The following is an 18,378-nucleotide window of genomic DNA, read 5'->3' on the forward strand; positions in this document are numbered from 1 at the left end:
CGCGCGGCCGCAACCCATCCGCCCGGTGACTGATCTCACAGGGTTTTCGCGCGTGTCCGTCCGCGGCTCCGGCGGCTGATCGCCCAGATCCACAACGCTGCCCACGCGATGCCGAACGCCCACCCGGCGAGGACGTCGGTGAGCCAGTGCGCGGCCAGATACACCCGGGAGAGTCCGACCGCGAGCGTGTAGCAACCGAGCAGCACGAGCAGCGCGATCCGCCGGATCCCGGGAGCGACCAGACGCACGACGACGGCCCCGAGCACGCACGCGAGGATCGCCGACATCATCGCGTGCCCCGACGGGAACGAGTAGCTGTCGAGCACGACCAGACGCTCGGGCACCGGCGGCCGCTGGCGCCCGAACAAAAGTTTGAGCAGGCTCATCGCGGCCCAGCCGGACAGCATCGCGCCCGCGACGGTCACCGCCTCCGCGGTGTGCCGGCGGACCAGCAACGCCACCGTGACGACCGTCGAGATCACGAACGCGGCGACCGTGCCGCCGCTGTGCGTGATCACGGTGACCACGTCGGTGAGGACGGGGGTGCGGATGTCGAGCATCCAGTTCAAGACCGACTGGTCCATGTCCGTCATCGCTGCTCCCCCACCGGCCGGCGTCGGCAGTGCGCGCGGCCGTCCTCGTCGATCCAGAACGGCACCGCGACGTCGCCGTCGAGCGCGCCACCCAGTCGCACCACGAGATCGTCGTGCACCACGACCCCGCCGACGGGCAGCGGCAAGCCCAGCACCGTGCACGCGAGCACCGCGCCCGGCTCCCGGTCCCACGTGCTCGCCTCGCCGTCGCCGACCACCCGGGCGTCGATCGCGGCCGACGCGAGCGGCAGGTCCAGCAGATCGGCGAGGGCGGCGGCGGTGTCGAGCGTGCCGAGCACCAGACGGTCCGGCGGGACGGCCGCCGCGAGGTGGACGCGGTCGAGCACCAGCGCGACGTCGGGGTCGACGACGGCGCCGGTGAGGCTGCGCACCTTCGCGGGCAGGTCGAGATCGCCGAGGTCGAGCACGCCGCGCCGGGCGGCGTCGGCGAGCAGGCGGTGGGCGCGGGTCACGACGTCGGGGGTCGGAGTGCGCGCGGGGTCGGCGAGCCGGTCGAGCAGGACCGCGGCCAGCGTGTTGGCGTCGACGGTCCGCGGGGCCAGCGCCGCCGCGAGCGCCGGGGCATCAGGATGGTCGAGGACGTCGAGCAGGCCGGCGAAGGTGTCGTCGTCGGCGGCGCGGAGCAGCCCCAGCGGGCGGCCGTCGATCTCGGCGTGGGTGCGCAGCCACCACGCGGTGTAGCCGCTGCGATCGGTGAGCGCGGCCGCGGTGTCCGGCTCCTCGGCGAGGAGCGTCAGCGCCTCGGGCCAGCGGTCGGGGTCGACCAGGTCGAGGTCGCGGACCGCGACGAGGGTCTCCGGGTCGTCGCCGAGGGTGTCCCACCACGCGTCCTCGTCGTCGAGGTCGTGTTCGGGTCCGGTGGGCAGCTCGGCACGCAGCACCGTGAATCCCCAGCCGACGCCGACGGCGCGCAGCGCCTCCTCGCCCGCCCGGTCGACCAGCGCGGCGTCGACCGTCCCGAACGGCGAGTCGTCGTCCAACACGTCGGCCAACGGTGCACCGGGCAGCAGCAACTGGTCGGCGGGCACCAGTTCGCCGTCGGCGTCCGGCAGCGGCAGTTCCCCCAGCCACGGTGGCCGGACGTCGGGCGCAGAGAGCGTGACGAGCGCGAGAACGGCCGACGCGAGTTCGGTTGCCGCACTGGGGTCGTCGTAATCGAGGTCCTCGATCCGCGCCCGCAGCGCGGGGTCCGACAGCAGGTCGCCGGCGGTGGCGCGCTGGGCGCCCAGCCGGTTCAGCAGCGGGTGCGCGGCGTCCGGATGGACCAGGCGCACCCAGTCCAGGGCGGAGGTGGCGTCCCCCAGCGCGTGTCCCAGATCGGCGCCGGTGACGACGGTGCGCGGGCCGGTGACGGTGCGCCCGTCCGCGAGCGGAACCGGAACGGCGGCAAGTTCTTCCACCGCCAGCGCGTCCACCACCAGCGGTTCGAGCGCGGCGTATACGGACTGCCACCACGACGGCTCGCGGCTCTGCCCGCCGAGCAGTTCCGCGATGCGCGCCAACCCGAAGCGGTGCACGTCCACCGCGGCCAGCGCCGCGGCGTGCCGCGGGCCGGACAGGTCCGGATCCACCAGGCCGGGCACGACGTCGGCGAGCGCGTCGGCCAGATCCCGGGTGAGCCCGGACAGCACGCTCGCCCGGGTGGGCACGAGGTCCTGTGCATCGGAACCAGTTTCGGCGGGCGGAATCCACGGATGGGTCCGCAGGTCGGCCAGCACCGCCTCCCGCAGGAGCGCGTCGGCCTCGCTGCGGGCGAACCCGGGCAGCGGCACCAGGTCGAGGCGCTGGTCGCGGGGCAGCGCGGCGACGAATTGCGCGTAGCCGTGCGCGACACCGGTGAGCGGCGCACCGGGCAGCAGCCGGCGGCGGTCCGGCTGCATCGGGACGTCGGCGATCAGCAACGCGGGCAGCGACAGCTCCTCGTCGGACCGGGTGGGGGCGCGCAGCACGTCCTCGGCGACGGGGCGGACGCGGCCGTCGACCACCGGGACCAGCCAGCGCGCGGTGTCGGTGGTGTACTGCCACCACGTGCTCTCGCCGACGGTGATCTCGGTGAGACCGCCGTCGAGATCGCGGGTGGTGCGGTGCAGCGTGCGCTCACCGACCGTGATCGTCTCCAGCGCAGGCAGTTCCAGGAGCAGGTCGACGGCCTCGTCGGCGAATCCGGACAGCAGCGCGGCGCCGTCGACGTCGGGCCGCAGGTGCAGCACCACCTCGGAGTCGAACCCGGCCGCCGGGGGCTCGTCGGTGGCCCACACCAGGCGCAGCACCGGAATGCCCGACGTCGGCGCCTCCAGGCCGGACTCGGCGATCTGCGCGCGGGTGCGGGCGGCGGAGAACTGCAGTGATCCGCTGGTGGACCGGAGTTCGATCTCGTCACTCACCGAGCGGACGGCGGTGAACCCGACGCCGAATCGCCCCACCCCGGTGGACTTCCCGGAGGCCCGCAGCGCGGCGAGCGCCTGCACGCCCGCGACGTCGAGGGGGGCGCCGGTGTTCGCGATCCGCAGCACGTCGCCGTTGAGCTCGACGCGCAACGTCCCGGGCACACCGCCCCGGGCAGCGGCGTCGGCGGCGTTCTGCGCGAGTTCGGTCAGCAGCCGGTCGCGGTACCCGGCGCGGACGAGGTCGGCTTCCGCCGCGGCGTCCTCACGCAGTCGCGTCGGGGAGTTGCGCCACGCGAGGAGCGTGCCCTCGCGCAGCGCGTCGGTGCCGAAGGGGTCGGTCAATCGGCCGATGTCGTGTCCGGCTCGGAAGCCTCGACGACCACCACGTTCACGGCGGCCGGTTCGGCGCGCTCGATCTGCACCGCCTCGATGGCGCCGTCGTCGTAGGCGTCGTAGCGCGCGCTGCCGGCGCCGGTGGGCAGCGTGGTATCGGAGTGCGCGCCGCAGCCGTGCGCGGCGTGCACGACGTGCCCGTCGGCGGCCATCTCGTTGCCGCACACGCCGAACGCGGCGTGCAGCGAACCGGACAGCGGCAGGTAGAAGCCGCACAGGTCGCACGTCGACGGCGCAGCCTTGGCCATCTCGGAGTCGGGGCCGAAGTCGCCGTCGTGCCAGCGGGCGGCGCAGTCGAGGCGACCCTCGCGGCTCATGACCTGCTTGCGTCCCAGACCGACCTCGAAGGCGACGTCGTCGATCTCGGGGTCGCCGGTGGCGACGTAGCCGGGCACCAGACGCGGATCGTTCTCCCGCGGCGCCAGCAGGTCGCCGGGCGAGAGGTCGCCGGGGCGCACCCGCTGGTCCCACGGCAGCCAGTCGGGGGCGACGAGCGCGTCCGGGCCGGGCAGCAGCGCGAGTTCGCTGACGGTGACATGCTCGGAGCCCGGCACGGCGGCCACCACGACCGCCCACTGCCAGCCGCGATAACCGGGAAGCTCGGTGTCGAAGCGGTGAGTGGCGGCGCAGTCGTCCTCGGCGGTCACGCCGAGATATCTGCCCACTCCTCCCTCTCCGAGGTCGACCAGTGCCGTTCGAGCAAGCTCGACGGCATCGGCGAGGACGGGGCGCACGACGGCGCTCTCGGGAGACGACGTAACACTCACGGTGTCCATCTTGCCGCACTCGGTCCCGTCTGCGCTCGTGCGGGCTGCCATGCTGGGCGGGTGAATCTGCGCAGCACCCCCGTCCGGGCCGCGATCGCGGTGTCCGCGGCGGCCGCCGCTCTGCTCACCGGATGCTCGGGCAGCACCCCGCCGGCGGGCGCGACGATCGCCGAACGGATGCACCCGGAGATCGTCCGCGAGCTCCCGCACGACCCGTCCGCGTTCACGCAGGGCCTGGAGATCTCCGACGGCACGCTGTTCGAGAGCACCGGCCGGGTGGGGCAGTCGTGGGTGCGGGCGACCGCGCTCGACTCGGGCACCGAGCTGGCCCGCGCCGACCTCGCGCGGCCGATGTTCGGCGAGGGCATCACCGTCGTCGACGACACCGTGTGGCAGATCACATGGAAGGACGGGGTAGCGATCGAGCGCGACCGGGACACCCTCGCGCAGCGCCGCACCGTCGACTACGACGGCGAGGGCTGGGGGTTGTGCACGCAGCCCGACCGCCTGGTGATGAGCAACGGCTCCGACACACTCACGTTCCGGGACCGCGAGACGTTCGCGGAGACCGGGACGGTCGACGTCACGCTCGACGGCCGCCCGATCGACAAGCTCAACGAACTCGAGTGTGCGAGCGACGGTTCGGTGTACGCGAACGTGTGGACCACCGACACCATCGTGCGGATCGACCCGGCCACCGGCATCGTGACGGGCCGGATCGACGCCGCGGCGCTGAAGGACGCGCTGCCGTCCGGCGAGCGGGGCGGCATCGACGTCCTCAACGGCATCGCCCAGATCCCGGGCACCGACCGGTTCCTGGTGACGGGGAAGCTGTGGCCCCGCATGTTCGAGGTCCGGTTCGTCGCCTGAGCGCGACTCGTCGGGTCCCGACACGTCCGAGCGAGCAGGAACGGACCGCCCGTGTCGTGCATTGTCCGGGGACTAGGACAGAATTGAGGAGTGACCGGACCTCGCGACCCCCACAACGCCTCTCGGCGTGGGCCCCACCCGCAGGATCCTGCGCCGCGACGCCATCCCGGTTTCCAGAACTATCCGCCGTCACAGCGGGTCAACGGGCGTAAGGCGCCGTTGCCGCCGCTGCACCCGGTGGACCGGGCGGCGCGCACCGAACGGATCGAGCAGCCCACCGAACGGATCGCGCCGCAGCCGGCGAGGGCGGACGAGACCCCCCGGGCGGACGACACCCTCCGGATGGACGCCCGGACGGAGGGTCCGGCCCCCGAGGCTCCGGAGTCGGACGCCCCCAAGCCGCGCCCGATGCCCCGCAAGCTGACGGTGACCCGCGTCGCCGCGATGCGCGGACGCGAACTCACCAACAAGGGCATCGCCACGTTCCGGCGGGCCGCGACGGCCGACGGCGCCGACAAGTCGGGGCTGACCGCGCTCACCTACGCGGTGATGGCGAACTTCGCGACCGATGCGACGGTCGCGGTGGCGCTCGCGAACACCCTCTTCTTCTCCGCCGCGACCGGCGAGGACAAGACCAAGGTCGCGCTGTACCTGCTGATCACGATCGCGCCGTTCGCCGTGATCGCGCCGCTCATCGGCCCTGCGCTCGACCGTCTGCAGCGGGGTCGCCGGATCGCGCTGGCGTCGTCGTTCGCGTTGCGGACCCTGCTGGCGATCGTGCTGGTCTTCAACTTCGACAGCTGGGCGCTGTACCCGTGTGCGCTGGGCATGATGGTGCTCAGCAAGTCGTTCGCGGTGCTCAAGAGCGCCGTGACACCACGCGTTCTGCCACCGGAGATAGACCTGGTGCGGGTCAATTCACGGCTGACGGTGTTCGGTCTGATCGGCGGCACCATCGGCGCGGGCGCGCTGGCGGGCGCCCTCGCGTTCCTCACCGGGTCGACGGGCGCACTGTGGCTGACCGTTTTGATCACCGCGTTCGGCGCCTATCTGAGCATGCGGATCCCGGCGTGGGTGGAGGTCACCGAGGGCGAGGTCCCGGCCAAGCTCGCGTTCCACGGCGACGACTCCCCCACCGAACGGATCGACACCACCGCGGTCGCGGGCGTCGCGCCCGACAAGCGCCGCCAACCGCTCGGCCGCACGGTCGTCACCGGGCTGTGGGGCAACGGCACCATCCGGGTGCTCACCGGCTTCCTCACCCTCTACATCGCGTTCGTCGCGAAGGCCAACACCGAACACGCGGCGATCATGCAGGCCGCGATGCTCGGCCTGGTCGGCGCCGCCGCCGGCATCGGCAACTTCGCCGGGAACGCCACCGGCGCCCGCCTCGAACTCGGCCGTCCGGCGGTCATGGTGTTGCGATGCACCATCGCCGTCACCGTCGTCGCGATCCTCGCCGCGATCACCGGCAACCTGCTCACCGCGGCCCTGGCCGCGCTGGTGGCGTCCGCGGCCAGCGCGCTCGCGAAGGTGTCGCTCGACGCGTCGCTGCAGCAGGACCTCCCCGAGGAGTCCATCGCCTCCGGCTTCGGCCGGTCCGAGACCGTCCTGCAGCTCAGCTGGGTCATCGGCGGCGCGATGGGCGTCATGCTCCCCACCGAACTGTGGATCGGTTTCACCGTCGTCTCGGTGGTGCTTACGATCGGGCTGGTACAGACGGTGCTCACGTATCGCGGCGGCTCGCTGCTGCCCGGTCTCGGCGGCAAGCGTCCCGAGCACGTCAACCAGGAGACCACCGTCGGCCACAGCCCTCGTGCCGACTGATCCACCGAACGAGAAATGGACTCAATGATGCAGGACCGGACGAAGAAGATTCTTGCGCTGATCGCCGCGGTGGTGATCGTGGCGGCTGCCGGTCTGGCCGGAGTTGTGGCATATCTCGTCGGGCAGTCGGAGGAGAAGCTGCCGACCATCACGGCGTACTCCAAGCAGGAGACGGCCACCGTCGTCCCCGGTTTCTGCGACCCGTCGCTGCAGTGCGAGGGACTCGAGATCGTCGAGCTGCACGTGCCGGAGGGCTACCCGCTGCAGCTGTCGCTGCCCAAGGAGATCGCCGACTCGGATTGGCGTCTGAACGTGCAGATCGGCAACCCGAAGACCGGGGAGATCTACGAGGGCTACCGCGACTACAAGCCGGGCGACGCCTGGGCCGTGACCGTTCCCGGCGCCCCCGGCGAGCAGCTGATCAGCGCAATCATCCAGCTTCCCGCGCAGGGCGGACTGGCGCCGGTGTGGGCGCTGCAGACGATGCCGCTGCCCGGCGGCGGTGTGGTCGCTCCCGCCTCCTGATTCGACGCCGCAACCGAAACGGGCGCCCTCCGGTGATCTTCACCGGAGGGCGCCCGTCTCTCGTCGTGGCCGAATCAGCTGTCGAGCTCGCGCGCGACGGCGCGCACCACCTCGGAGATCCGCTGCGCGGTCTTGCGGTCCGGGTACTTGCCCTTGCGCAGATCCGGCTGGATCTTGGCCTCGAGCAGCGTGATCATGTCCTCGACCATGCCGTGCAGCTCGTCGGGCGAATGCTTGCGGGCCACGGCCTCCTTGCGCGCGCCACCGTTCTGGCGCAGCGTCGGGGCCGGCTCGAGCAGCTGCACCTTGAGCGCCTGCGGGCCGCGGCGACCGGCGGCCATGTCGAACTCGACGCGCTGGCCGGCCTTGAGGCCCTCGACGTCTCCGGGCAGCGCGGATGCGCGGACGTAGACGTCCTCCCCCTCCTCCTGGGACAGGAAGCCGAAGCCCTTCTCGACGTCGTACCACTTCACCTTGCCGGTAGGCACCGTGTTCACCTGCTCATCTGCCTGCCGCACTCCTCGTTGAGCGCGCGCGTGTTTCTATGCAAAACAACGCGCCCCACTCGGAATGCGGGACGCGTGAATGCCCGAGTGTACCCGTCGGCCCAGGTGACCGGCATCCACGTTTCCCGCTGGATGACGCGTGGGCGATGTGGGTTTCGGAAGTCGCCTGCACCTTCCCCTGCCCGGCAGGTGGGTGTTCGAAGCTCCGGTCCCTGCCACCGACTGGAGGCGGGCTAAGCTGCTGGACGATGCCTGTCACCGTGCCGCGCGATCTTCCCGCCAGGGCCATCCTGGAGGCGGAGCGAGTCTTCGTCATGTCCGACGACCGTGCCGGACATCAGGATATTCGCCCCATGCGGATCGCCATCCTGAATCTGATGCCGTTGAAGGTCAGCACCGAGACGCAGCTGCTGCGATTGCTCAGCAACAATCCACTGCAGATCGAGATCACCCTGCTGCACATGGCCAGCCATGTCTCGCGTACCACCTCTGCAGAGCATCTCGAATCGTTCTACTCGACGTTCGACGACGTGGCCCACATGCACTTCGACGGCCTCATCATCACCGGGGCACCGATCGAGAAACTCGACTTCGAGGACGTCGACTACTGGCCGGAGATGACGAAGATCCTCGACTGGGCCCGCAGCGCAGTGCAGTCGACTCTGCACATCTGCTGGGGTGCGCAGGCGGCCCTCTACCACCACTACGGTGTCCGCAAACACGAAGTGCCACAGAAAATTTCCGGCGTGTTCTCCCATCGGGTCACCGGCGCGGGGTCGCCGATCGTCACCGGATTCGACGACGAGTTCCTGGCGCCGCACTCCCGGCACACCGACGTCCACGCCGCCGACATCGAGGCCACCGGTGAGGTCGACGTGCTGGCGGTGAGCGACGAGGCCGGGGTCTACCTGGCGGCCACCGCGGACGGCCGCCAGGTCTTCGTGACCGGACACCCGGAATACGATGCCGACACCCTGGCAGGTGAATACCGCCGCGACAGCGAGCAGGGACTGTCGATCCCCGCTCCCGCGCACTACTTCCCCGGCGACGATCCCACCGCCGTCCCGCTCAACCGATGGCGCGGCCACGGGCACCTGCTGTACTCCAACTGGTTGAACTACTGCGTCTACCAGGAGACACCGTTCACTCCAGGCGAGGCCTGACCGGCTGAGCCGGTCCCCTGGACAAGGACGCGGTCGCAGCCGTGGTTCCGGTGACCAGGCGGTCGGTCCGCGTGCGCTGTGCCCGATACTGTCCGCACGGACTTTCGACGACAGTGAGGACCACGCCGTGACGACGCTCGACGACCTGCTCACCAAGATCGGCTCCAAGAGCATCGAGGTCCTCGACCTCACCGCGCCACTGAGCTCGGAGACGCCCGTCCTGCATCTGCCGGAGCCGTTCGCGAACACCATCCCGGCACGGCTGGAGACGGTCAGCAACTTCGACGACGACGGCCCGGCGTGGGCGTGGAACAACCTGCACACCGGCGAGCACACCGGCACCCACCTGGACGCGCCGACGCACTGGATCACCGGACGCGACGGCGCCAGCGTGGACCAGATTCCGCCGCAGCGGCTCATCGGCCCGGTCGCAGTCGTCGACGGCGCCGCCGAGGTGGAGCAGAACCCGGACTTCGTGCTCGAGGTGGAGCACCTCGAGGCGTGGCAGGCGGAGAACGGCCCGCTGCCCGACGGCGCGTGGCTGATCCTGCGCACCGGGTGGGCCGAGCGCGCCAGCGACCCGGCGCGATTCGCGAATGCCGACGCCGACGGCCCGCACACGCCCGGCATCTCGGTGGCCGCCGCGAAGTGGCTGGCCGAGCAGAGCCCCATCACCGGTCTGGGGGTGGAGACGGTGGGCATCGACGCGGGCATCGCGGCCGGCTTCGAGCCGATGTTCCCGGCGCACTACTACCTGCTCGGCAACGACAAGTACGGGCTGACGCAGCTGCGCAATGTCGACAAGCTGCCGACGCTCGGCGCGCTGCTGGTGGCGTCGCCGCTGCCGATCGTCGGCGGCACCGGCAGCCCGGCTCGCGTGTTCGCGCTGGTCGAACAGGCATGAGTTCCACCGTCGCGCAGTTGGTCGGCGCCACCCTCGCCGAGCTCGGTGTGGGGCACGCGTTCGGGGTGGTGGGCAGCGGCAACTTCGCGGTCACCAACGCGCTGATCGCGGCGGGCGTGCCGTTCGTCGCGGCCCGGCACGAGGGCGGGGCGGCGACCATGGCCGACGCCTACTCGCGGCTGTCGGCGTTGCCGGCGGTGGCCGACACCGTCCGCGCCTACCGCACCGCGGTCCGCGAGCGGCGCACGGTGGTTCTGAGTCTGCCGTTGGACGTCCAGGAGCAGGCCGCGCCGGACTGGTGGGTGGTGCCACTGTTACCGCCGATCCAGCGGGTGCGCCCGGACGCGGGTGCGCTCACCTCGCTGGTGGAACTGCTCGAGCGGGCCGAGCGGCCGGTGTTCGTGGCCGGGCGCGGCGCCCGGGACGCGGGGCCGCAGATCGCGACGCTGGCCGAGCGCACCGGCGCGTTGGTGGCGACGTCGGCGGTGGCCAACGGTTTGTTCGAGGGAAACCCGTTCTCGCTGGGCATCTCCGGCGGATTCTCGTGCCCGCTGACGGCGGAGCTGATCGCCGGCGCCGACCTCATCGTCGGCTGGGGCTGCGCGCTGAACATGTGGACGATGCGGCACGGCTCGCTGATCGGCGCCGACGCGACGGTCGTGCAGGTGGACGTCGAGGACGAGGCGCTGGGCGCGAACCGGCCGATCGATCTGGGGGTACTGGGCGACTGCCGCGAGACCGCGGCCGCGGCGCTGGGCGCCGTCGGCCCGGCCCGGGTCGGCTACCGCAGCGACACGGTGCGGGAGCGTATTGCGGCGCAGGGCCGTTGGACCGACGTGGAGTTCGACGACCTGTCGACCGCGACGACGATCGACCCGCGGCTGCTCTCGCGCGAGCTGGACGCCATCCTGCCGCGGGAGCGCACGGTGTCGGTGGACTCCGGCAACTTCATGGGCTACCCCAGCGCGTACCTGGCCGTGCCCGACGAGTTCGGTTTCAACTTCACGCAGGCGTTCCAGTCGATCGGGCTAGGCCTGGCGACGGCGATCGGAACGGCGCTGGCGCAACCGGATCGGCTGCCGGTCGCGGCGCTGGGCGACGGCGGCTTCCTCATGGGAATCTCGGAGCTGGAGACCGTGGTGCGGCTGGGACTGCCGATGGTGCTGGTGGTCTACAACGACAGTGCCTACGGCGCCGAGGTGCACCACTTCGACGCGCCCGGCACCGACCATTCGGCAGTCACGTTCCCGGACACCGACATTGCGACGATCGCCCGGGGGTATGGAGCGGAGGCCGTCACGGTACGGTCGGTCGCCGATCTCGACGCCGTGCGCGAGTGGGTCGCGGGTCCGCGGAATCGGCCGCTGCTCATCGATGCAAAGGTCAGCTCCGACGGCGGTGCGTGGTGGCTGGCCGAGGCGTTCAAGGGGCACTGACTTCCTTCTTGTTCTCGGCTGAAAGAATGCGCAACGGCGAGACAAGCAGCATTGGCTGACCTGCTCGACTTCCACCCCAGCCGAAACAGATTCGGGCGGATTCCAGTGACCGTGAGGTGCACCGGAATCCGCCCGAAAACGTTTGGTCAGCTGATCGCGCAGTTGGCGGAGTCGACGTAGTGGACCTTGCCGTCGCTGTCGGTGACCGCAAGTTTCCCGTCGCCGCGGTCCGCGATGTTCGCGGCACCGGCAACGCTCGCGCTACATTGCTCCGCCCCGTCGTCGAAGACTACGACTTTGTCGTCGACGAGCTTCGCCGACAGCCCGTCGCCCAAATCGATCTGGCCGGCCGCCTTATGGGAGGCCGTGGTCGTGGTCGTCGGAATGGACCCCGTCGTCGTCTGCGCCGTTGTCGGCGCCGTTGTCGGCGCCGTTGTGGACTCGGTCGTGGTCGGAATTGTCTCCGGCGTAGTCGTAGCCGGCGGGGTGAGCGTGGTCGACGTCGGCGAAGTGCTGGAGGGAACCTCGGTCGCGGTCGTCGGAGCCTCCGTGGTCGAGGTCGGGGCCTCGGACGTCGTGGTCTCGTTGGCCTTGGCCTCGTCGGTCACGTCCATTTGTGGTGCCATCCGCTGGGCCTGGAATTCACCGCCCCCACTTGCCTGGGAATTACCGACAGGAGCTGGCGTGGACGGGTCCCAAGTGCTGGTGTTCTCCCACGCTTGGTTTGCTAGTTCCGGACCAGTTCCCCCTTGGCACTCTGTTCTGTTCGACGTTAGGTCCTTGTGCGTGATTTCCACAGATGTTTTGTATCCCGATGAGACCGCGGCTCCATTTACGGTGTGAACCCGGGCATACATCACGTTTCGGCTGCCGTGCGTGATACCGGAGATCGAAGTCTGATTCGCGGGGAGATCATCTACTCGGACAACGAAATTGGGGTCAGACTTCCTGACGAATACAACCTTGTATCCGGTGGCACCGGAGACTGCCGGCCACGAAATAGAGACACGGCGCCCCGTAACAGAGTCGTACCAAGGCGCCTCGTACCAACATTCGACCGGACCAGCCGTCACCGGCGTCGGATAGAAGTTGCCCGTCGCCACCTGGGACCCTGTCGTAGTGACGGCATCACTCGGGTTGGCCATCGTGCCCGTGGCTTGAGCCAGGCCGAAGGTCGCCGCAGCGACGCCGGCGACGGCGATCATCGACCGCATCGATAGCTTGCGGGTGCGAGAACGTCGCAGATCAATCATTGTGAGCCTCCTGAAGGTCCCCGCGTGTGTCGTGAGGGTCGACGGGGGCGTCGTTCGTAGTGCCGGCACCGGAGGGGGCCAAGCGTCGGTCTTGGGACTTTCCGAATGCGATGACGACCACTGCGCCTACTAAGCCGCCGCCGAGGAAGATGGCGAGCGGGCTGGACAGCCAGGCCACGACGTAGCCGAGGCCGCCGACGTGAAAGAACACACGGTCGGCTTCGGTGATCATGTAAGGCAGACGGTCGGGCGCGTTGTTGTCGTCGCCCTTGAGGGTGGCGACAACCGATTCCCCGCCAGTCGGCTCGAGGGCGTACACCCGGTGCGTGATCCGCACGCCCTGGTCGTTGTCCACGCTGATCACATCGCCGACGGCCACTTCGGTCGCGGGGACAGTCTTGGCCAGCGCAAGCGCGCCGGTGGAGATCTGCGGCGACATCGAACCCGAGCGGAATACCAGGGGCTTGATGCCGAACAGCACCGAGGCAAGCGTGGCGATGATGCAGATCAGACCAGCGGTCGCGGCAACATTGAGCCCGATCTCCTTGCCTCTGCTGCGTACCGGCGTTGCCGACTCATCAGTGACTGTCATCGGACTCGTCACTGACCTACGGCGGTGAAGCTGAAGCTAAGGTCAGCGATCTTGAATCGCTCATTCATGCCGGCGCTCGAATCAACCGTGACCTGGATGCACACGATGTCTTCCGCTCCGGCGGCCAGCGCGCGACCCGAAACCAGCGTCGGATTTGCTGAAACGGTCTGCACAGAGCCGATCATCGGACCGGAGCAGGTGCTCCCGTTGTTGGCTACCGTCTGATGCAGGCTCACCTTGAGCTTGCCGAGCAGCGCCGCCGATCCAGTCCCAGACGCAGACACGGCCCACTTGTAGCCGACCGTGCCGGTGTTCTGAACCTTGATGTCACCCGCCACACTGTTGCCCAGCATCATGCTGCTCTTCTTGAGCTTGGCGAACGTCGCCATAGGCCGCTGGCCGTCGACCTTCATCTGAATCGAGGTCGTGCTGAACACACCTGTAGTCGTCGTCGCGCTGTCCGACCATGCCGCCAGCGTCCCAACTGCTCCGAGACCGAAAACCATGCCGAGGGACAGCACAGCGCGCGTGCGAGTCCACGCGGGCTTCCCCATCCGCAGACTCATCCGCACTCCCCTCCGGTTGTCCTGTTGTCGAGACATCGTGTTGCCCTATTTCGTTTCTGTGGCTGGTATCTGACGGGAGTCTTCGGGAGCGTCGGCCCCCGGGCTGTCGTCACCGCCGCTGGTGTCATCGCCGTCCGTCGCGCGGCCCTTCCGCTCCCGGAATGCGCTGGCGAACATCCAAATCGCGTAGCCGGCCAGTGCCACCCCGCCCACCGTGATCAGCACCGAGCGGGACTCCCCGCTCAGGAGCGAGTTCACTCGGCCGAGTTGCGGGACCGAATACCAGACTCGGCCACGAACCTGCTCGGGCACGAGCGCCCAATCGTCGGCGACATTGTTGGCATCGCCCTTGGTATAGATCCGCATCTGGTTTTGTGAGTCGTAGAAGATTCCGTCGATGCGGTGGGTGACCACTTCCGGGTTGCCGGAGTACGGCTGGAAGGTAATGACATCGCCGGCTCTCAAATCCGTTGCCGACGTCGGCTTGACTACGATCAGCGTGCCCGGCGGCAGGTCAGGCTCCATCGAGCCGGTGAGCACCGTGTACGGGGTTGCCCCCGTCAGTCGCGGCACGACCACTATCGCCAGCAGCACGCCCACCACCGCCAGCAGCAGCATCCATGAGACGACGTTGCGTACCCACCACCACACCGAGGTCGGGTCCGAATCTCCGGACACGGTCTTTTCGGGGCGATGGCGGGCACCGTCCGAGGTGGCAGCTGCGTCAGGGGACATCATCGGTCTACGACTGCTCCGAACGTGAACTTGGCGGTGGCGCTCTGGCCGGGGGAGGCTGTCGTGCCCAGAGTGGCTCGCAGACAAAGCACTTCGGACGCACCCGACGCCACCTGCCGCTGCGGTGTTGTGGCAGCGCCCATCGCCCCGGTCTCGTAGAGCGTGGTACCGGTGAGTGCTCCCGCACCGCAGTCAGCTGTCGATACGACCTTGACGATCTTCAGATCGATCGGAGGCGCGGTCTTCCCTGGTGACGGCGTGACGACCACCGACAGCAACCGGTAGCCCATAGGCACGTTGCCGGTGTTAAACACCTGGAGCGGCTTCGTAGCGAAGTCGCCAGGCTGCTTCTCCTCGAGCTTCAAGTCGGAAAGATCGAACGCCTTGTCGTTGATCTGACCGGCCGAGATGTCGAGCCTGCCGGTGTGGATCGTGGTGGGCGCAGTTGTCTTGGAATCACTCCAGGCGGCGGCGGTCACTTGCACCGAGGCGAACCCCAGAGCAAGGACCGACGCCGCCGCGAGCGCCCACTTGTAGTGAGACTTCACAGGGTTCCTTTACGGAGTAGCAGCCGCCGGAGCCGTCTGCTTCAGGGTGACCGCAACGTCGCTGATATCGACGGTCTGGTCCATCGAGCCGGTCGCGGTCCCAGCGAACGTCAGCGTTCCGGTGACGGTGACCTCATTGCCGTTGTTGGACTCGTTGAGGTCGGTCAGGCTCGAGGAGGAGCCAGAAGTGCTGAAGGAAAGACCAGCGGGCAGGGCGCCGCCGTCCAGGGTTCCGACCGTGAGATCCGCCTTCAGGTTCGTACCCTTGATACCGAGGACGTACGTACCCGTGTAGGTCACGGAATCACCGGGGACCAGGGTCTCCGATGCGGGGTTGAAGGTGCCGCTCTTACCGGGTGTGCTCCACGACCATCCAGCGGTCGTTCCGGACTTCTGGGTGACGGTCAGGTGACCGGACTTGATGTCGCCACCCGTCACAGACTGCGACGAGGTCCACGCCGCCATCGTTCCCGCACCACCGGCAAGGAGCACGGCGGCAGCACCGGCGGCGATTGCGCCCTTGGTCTTCTTGTTCATGTCGTACGTTCTTTCTGTCGAGACACCGCCCCGCCGCGTGTCAGGTTGTCGCACCGCCACAAAGTGGCTGTTCGTAGCCGGCTGTTGTTTTTGCACAGCCGAATTGGCACGCAGAGGCACACCCCCTGCCGTAACCGAGTGTCGAACTTCGGCACCCACCCCCACACTCATCCGACCAAGCCAGGTCAGAGAGAACACTGCGAGCAGAACTGGTGGACCCCGCATTTCCACGGCACCCCGACACCAACCGACGAGTCGGACGTCCGTTCAGGAAGGAAGATATGGCACCGACTGCACCCCTGTCCAAGGATTGGCCAAATCACCGTTAATTCTTCAACCGGACGGTCGTCGCTTCGCCACATGACCTCCATCCACCCGCCGCCCACCCAGTTGCCGAACCGAGCAACGCCCGCCCCGTAGTTCGAGGCCGATCACGCCGGCGAAGCTGAACAGCCACGCGCCGAAGTAGATTCGCCACTCCGGGCCCAACCACCCTCTACCAGCCTGAGGGTTCATCCGAATATGGACGATTGACCAGTTCTCGTTACAGATGGGCCGCTCGGATGCTAGAAATAGCTCCGCGAGAACCGGAGGGTTCAGACAGCGGTCGGCTTGGCGCACCAACCGAAGCGACCACAGCATGCGCCACGGACGACACACCGTGTCGTACATCATCGACAGCAATTGGCCACGATCGCCCTGTGGCGTGAGCCGCAATGTTGATCGATGCCAAGGGGGAGCGACAGGCGACGCGAGCGCCAGTGAGCAGGCCAAGCTCTCAGCGAGAACCACCCGATCCAATCGAATCAACACCGAGCGCCTGAACCGAGACAACTGAGAGAACCGATGCAGACATACAAGAAGGCCCTCGTTGCCGGTGTTGCGATCAGCGCCGCACTGTTGACCGCCGCGTGCGATCCGACCGGCAGCCTCGGCAGTGGAAGTGCCGGCGGCGCAACCACCACCACGCCGGCGGCACCGACAACGACGGCACCGCCCACCACCATCGGCGGCGGCGGCAACGGATCGGGCTCGCTGTCGATCACTCAGGTCACCGCACCCACATGGAACGACCAGAACGGCCCGATCAATATCTCGACGTTCCGCATCGTCCCCGGTGACGTCCTCACCTACAGGGGTAGCTACCGGATCAACCTCGCCGGGACCGATCTGAAGGCTCGCCTCACCGCGGACAACATCACCTTCACCGGCAACGGACAGCTCACGGGCAAGCTGCAGCCTCAGGTGACCGCAACCATCGGCGGCACCGTCGTCCCGGGTGGACCCACGGGCATAGTCGTCACTCCCACCCAGAACAATGCGATCGTCGACGTGGCAGCCAAGTTCACGTTCGATCCGCAGACGTCCGGCCTTGTCGGACAGTCGGACTCGGCGAACTTCGCGGACTTCCGCGTACGCCTCGAGCAGGTCATCTCCTAGTTCCCGAACAGACTCGAGGCCACCGGCGGACCCCCTCCCAGCCGGTGGCCTCAATTCTCATTGCCGCGCCCTCCCGATCCGACACCGGAGTCGGGTGAACGACGCCGCGCGGGAATGGGCCGCGTGCGCGCCCCTGCCGCACGCCACGCAGCGCCGGTTCACCACCCCCCGATGAACCGGCGCTGCGTCATATCAGCCCTACCGAGATGCCGAACAGGCCTCGCCGTTCATGCGCCCCAAACGAAACGACGAACGGGCGGCTGTCCGACTATCGGCCGAGGGCCGTGCCGAACAACCGCCCGTTCAGGGTCGGTAGAGCGAAATCAGGACGCGAGACTCCCCGAGCTACCCGCGCCGGCGAGGAGGCAGGACAGCGAGCCGAGGGATCCGCTCGGGACGCAGCCCGGGTCGGGGAGCTCGCCCGGGGTGAAGCCGACCGCCCAGGCCGGGTTGACGTGACCGTTCTGGGTGCCGTTGTTGGCATCGGCCGGCATACCGCTCACCAGATCGATGGCCACGACCGCACCGGGTTCGAGGTGAACCGAACGGACCTCCGTGCCCGGCGCCACGGCGCCACCGTCGGTCAGCGTCACCGGCGTTCCGGTCTGGCCGTCGACGTCCACGCGCACGCTGGCGATCATGTCGGGCGACACCTCGTACTGGCCCACCGCGAAGCCGACCCAGCCCGGTGCACCGGAGGCGTTGCGCACCTTGAAGCTGGTCTTCAGCTCCTGGTCGGGCACCAGCAGGCCGTTGTTCCACGCGATCTTCTCGGTGCCACCCCACGTGCCGCCGCCGTCGGACGAGTACTCGACCGTCGCGGGCTCGTCGGCGCGCGCGACGGACGGCACGACAATCACGGCGAGGGCCGAAAGGAACAGGGCGAGGAGCACGGCGCCCAGGATCTTGCCCGGCACCGACAGGCCTCCGGACACACGGGTGATAGCGGTCATTTCGCGGAGCCTAGGGCAGCGAACCTGGCCAAGCGTCCAATTCGGCGATATTGGATGGATCACCCGAGTGGAACTGCCGTGCACCGCGGCGCCGCCGGTGGCCTACCGTTGTGATGTGACGAAAGAATCGAACCGCAACGAGACCGGCGCCCCCACCGAGTCCGGCAAGGGACTGTTCTACGCGGCAGTCGTCAGCTTCCTGATCGGCATCGCGGCCATCGTCGCCATCTTCTTCGTCCACTCTCTCTCCGAGGGCGATCCCGGTCTGGTTCTCTACTTCCTGACACTGGCGTGCCCGCTCGGCTTCGTGCTCGCCATCGCCTCCGCCCTCCGCTCCGGCCGCCGGAGCCGCTGAAAGGAAC

At 68.8% G+C, this 18,378-nt stretch carries 19 protein-coding genes; 8 read left to right on the top strand and 11 right to left on the bottom strand.

Translation table 11 applies throughout. From position 1 onward, the window contains the following. Window positions 1-35: 35 nt before the first annotated feature. From ABEU20_RS12380 to ABEU20_RS12390, 3 genes are read right to left on the bottom strand one after another with little or no spacing between them, the layout of a single operon-like run. A complete protein-coding gene (locus ABEU20_RS12380) occupies window positions 36-593 on the bottom strand; it encodes a phosphatase PAP2 family protein (protein ID WP_420164720.1) in 558 nt (185 codons plus the stop codon). Beyond that, on the bottom strand, window positions 590-3,343 hold the full coding sequence (locus ABEU20_RS12385) for a sacsin N-terminal ATP-binding-like domain-containing protein (protein WP_420164721.1): 2,754 nt from the start codon (window positions 3,341-3,343) through the stop codon (window positions 590-592). The genes ABEU20_RS12380 and ABEU20_RS12385 overlap by 4 nt, the downstream gene beginning before the upstream one ends. Further along, complete coding sequence (locus ABEU20_RS12390; RefSeq protein WP_420165124.1) at window positions 3,340-4,170, bottom strand: DUF3027 domain-containing protein; 831 nt, start codon at window positions 4,168-4,170, stop codon at window positions 3,340-3,342. Before ABEU20_RS12390 ends, ABEU20_RS12385 begins: the two co-directional genes overlap by 4 nt. 51 nt (window positions 4,171-4,221) lie before the next feature. Here ABEU20_RS12390 and ABEU20_RS12395 point away from each other — a divergent pair, with 51 nt between their 5' ends. From ABEU20_RS12395 to ABEU20_RS12405, 3 genes are all read left to right on the top strand, one after another. Then, entirely contained in the window at window positions 4,222-5,031 is an 810-nt protein-coding gene (locus ABEU20_RS12395; protein ID WP_420164722.1) for a glutaminyl-peptide cyclotransferase, read from the top strand. Between the two features lie 90 nt (window positions 5,032-5,121). After that, a complete protein-coding gene (locus tag ABEU20_RS12400; protein ID WP_420164723.1) occupies window positions 5,122-6,858 on the top strand; it encodes an MFS transporter in 1,737 nt (578 codons plus the stop codon). A 15-nt stretch (window positions 6,859-6,873) separates the two neighbouring features. After that, entirely contained in the window at window positions 6,874-7,383 is a 510-nt protein-coding gene (locus ABEU20_RS12405) for a DUF2771 family protein (RefSeq protein ID WP_420164724.1), read from the top strand. A gap of 74 nt (window positions 7,384-7,457) precedes the next feature. On the opposite strand, the gene ABEU20_RS12410 is transcribed toward ABEU20_RS12405, so the two are convergent. After that, window positions 7,458-7,871 (bottom strand): cold-shock protein, encoded by a 414-nt coding sequence (locus ABEU20_RS12410; protein ID WP_420164725.1) that lies wholly within the window; start codon window positions 7,869-7,871, stop codon window positions 7,458-7,460. Between the two features lie 266 nt (window positions 7,872-8,137). Between ABEU20_RS12410 and metA the strand changes: the two genes are divergently transcribed. The 3 genes from metA to ABEU20_RS12425 all read left to right on the top strand — a co-directional run bounded on the left by metA (window position 8,138) and on the right by ABEU20_RS12425 (window position 11,392). Then, window positions 8,138-9,052 (top strand): homoserine O-acetyltransferase MetA, encoded by a 915-nt coding sequence (gene metA / locus ABEU20_RS12415; RefSeq protein ID WP_420164726.1) that lies wholly within the window; start codon window positions 8,138-8,140, stop codon window positions 9,050-9,052. A 127-nt stretch (window positions 9,053-9,179) separates the two neighbouring features. Further along, window positions 9,180-9,956, top strand: coding sequence for a cyclase family protein (locus ABEU20_RS12420; RefSeq protein WP_420164727.1), 777 nt, complete (start codon window positions 9,180-9,182; stop codon window positions 9,954-9,956). Further along, window positions 9,953-11,392 (top strand): thiamine pyrophosphate-binding protein, encoded by a 1,440-nt coding sequence (locus ABEU20_RS12425; protein ID WP_420164728.1) that lies wholly within the window; start codon window positions 9,953-9,955, stop codon window positions 11,390-11,392. Before ABEU20_RS12420 ends, ABEU20_RS12425 begins: the two co-directional genes overlap by 4 nt. Before the next feature lie 146 nt (window positions 11,393-11,538). Here ABEU20_RS12425 and ABEU20_RS12430 read toward each other — a convergent pair whose 3' ends face one another. The 6 genes from ABEU20_RS12430 to ABEU20_RS12455 form a co-directional block, all read right to left on the bottom strand. Further along, on the bottom strand, window positions 11,539-12,018 hold the full coding sequence (locus ABEU20_RS12430; RefSeq protein WP_420164729.1) for a hypothetical protein: 480 nt from the start codon (window positions 12,016-12,018) through the stop codon (window positions 11,539-11,541). Between the two features lie 619 nt (window positions 12,019-12,637). Beyond that, a complete protein-coding gene (locus tag ABEU20_RS12435) occupies window positions 12,638-13,237 on the bottom strand; it encodes a signal peptidase I (RefSeq protein WP_420164730.1) in 600 nt (199 codons plus the stop codon). 8 nt (window positions 13,238-13,245) lie between these two features. Further along, entirely contained in the window at window positions 13,246-13,803 is a 558-nt protein-coding gene (locus ABEU20_RS12440; protein ID WP_420164731.1) for a SipW-dependent-type signal peptide-containing protein, read from the bottom strand. 45 nt (window positions 13,804-13,848) lie between these two features. Next, window positions 13,849-14,541, bottom strand: a complete 693-nt coding sequence (locus ABEU20_RS12445) for a signal peptidase I (protein WP_420164732.1) — start codon at window positions 14,539-14,541, stop codon at window positions 13,849-13,851. After that, on the bottom strand, window positions 14,538-15,086 hold the full coding sequence (locus tag ABEU20_RS12450) for a hypothetical protein (protein ID WP_420164733.1): 549 nt from the start codon (window positions 15,084-15,086) through the stop codon (window positions 14,538-14,540). The genes ABEU20_RS12445 and ABEU20_RS12450 overlap by 4 nt, the downstream gene beginning before the upstream one ends. A gap of 9 nt (window positions 15,087-15,095) precedes the next feature. Beyond that, a complete protein-coding gene (locus ABEU20_RS12455; RefSeq protein ID WP_420164734.1) occupies window positions 15,096-15,623 on the bottom strand; it encodes an alternate-type signal peptide domain-containing protein in 528 nt (175 codons plus the stop codon). A gap of 846 nt (window positions 15,624-16,469) precedes the next feature. Between ABEU20_RS12455 and ABEU20_RS12460 the strand changes: the two genes are divergently transcribed. Beyond that, entirely contained in the window at window positions 16,470-17,063 is a 594-nt protein-coding gene (locus tag ABEU20_RS12460; protein WP_420164735.1) for an alternate-type signal peptide domain-containing protein, read from the top strand. 323 nt (window positions 17,064-17,386) lie between these two features. On the opposite strand, the gene ABEU20_RS12465 is transcribed toward ABEU20_RS12460, so the two are convergent. Then, window positions 17,387-18,016, bottom strand: a complete 630-nt coding sequence (locus ABEU20_RS12465; RefSeq protein ID WP_420164736.1) for a hypothetical protein — start codon at window positions 18,014-18,016, stop codon at window positions 17,387-17,389. 115 nt (window positions 18,017-18,131) lie between these two features. On the opposite strand from ABEU20_RS12465, the gene ABEU20_RS12470 reads away from it, so the two are divergent. After that, on the top strand, window positions 18,132-18,371 hold the full coding sequence (locus ABEU20_RS12470; RefSeq protein ID WP_420164737.1) for a hypothetical protein: 240 nt from the start codon (window positions 18,132-18,134) through the stop codon (window positions 18,369-18,371). The last annotated feature ends 7 nt before the right edge of the window (window positions 18,372-18,378 follow it).

Source organism: Rhodococcus parequi, from assembly GCF_046042785.1.
GTDB classification, from domain to species: domain Bacteria; phylum Actinomycetota; class Actinomycetes; order Mycobacteriales; family Mycobacteriaceae; genus Prescottella; species Prescottella parequi.

What these genes read in the sequence shown, in the direction of transcription:
- ABEU20_RS12405 (WP_420164724.1), top strand. Translation starts at nt 6,874, where the DNA reads ATGGACTCAATGATGCAGGACCGGACGAAGAAGATTCTTGCGCTGATC.
- ABEU20_RS12425 (WP_420164728.1), top strand. Translation starts at nt 9,953, where the DNA reads ATGAGTTCCACCGTCGCGCAGTTGGTCGGCGCCACCCTCGCCGAGCTC.
- ABEU20_RS12435 (WP_420164730.1), bottom strand. Translation starts at nt 13,237, where the DNA reads ATGACAGTCACTGATGAGTCGGCAACGCCGGTACGCAGCAGAGGCAAG.
- ABEU20_RS12430 (WP_420164729.1), bottom strand. Translation starts at nt 12,018, where the DNA reads ATGGCACCACAAATGGACGTGACCGACGAGGCCAAGGCCAACGAGACC.
- ABEU20_RS12440 (WP_420164731.1), bottom strand. Translation starts at nt 13,803, where the DNA reads ATGAGTCTGCGGATGGGGAAGCCCGCGTGGACTCGCACGCGCGCTGTG.
- ABEU20_RS12455 (WP_420164734.1), bottom strand. Translation starts at nt 15,623, where the DNA reads ATGAACAAGAAGACCAAGGGCGCAATCGCCGCCGGTGCTGCCGCCGTG.
- ABEU20_RS12465 (WP_420164736.1), bottom strand. Translation starts at nt 18,016, where the DNA reads ATGACCGCTATCACCCGTGTGTCCGGAGGCCTGTCGGTGCCGGGCAAG.
- metA (WP_420164726.1), top strand. Translation starts at nt 8,138, where the DNA reads ATGCCTGTCACCGTGCCGCGCGATCTTCCCGCCAGGGCCATCCTGGAG.
- ABEU20_RS12445 (WP_420164732.1), bottom strand. Translation starts at nt 14,541, where the DNA reads ATGATGTCCCCTGACGCAGCTGCCACCTCGGACGGTGCCCGCCATCGC.
- ABEU20_RS12390 (WP_420165124.1), bottom strand. Translation starts at nt 4,170, where the DNA reads ATGGACACCGTGAGTGTTACGTCGTCTCCCGAGAGCGCCGTCGTGCGC.
- ABEU20_RS12380 (WP_420164720.1), bottom strand. Translation starts at nt 593, where the DNA reads ATGACGGACATGGACCAGTCGGTCTTGAACTGGATGCTCGACATCCGC.
- ABEU20_RS12460 (WP_420164735.1), top strand. Translation starts at nt 16,470, where the DNA reads ATGCAGACATACAAGAAGGCCCTCGTTGCCGGTGTTGCGATCAGCGCC.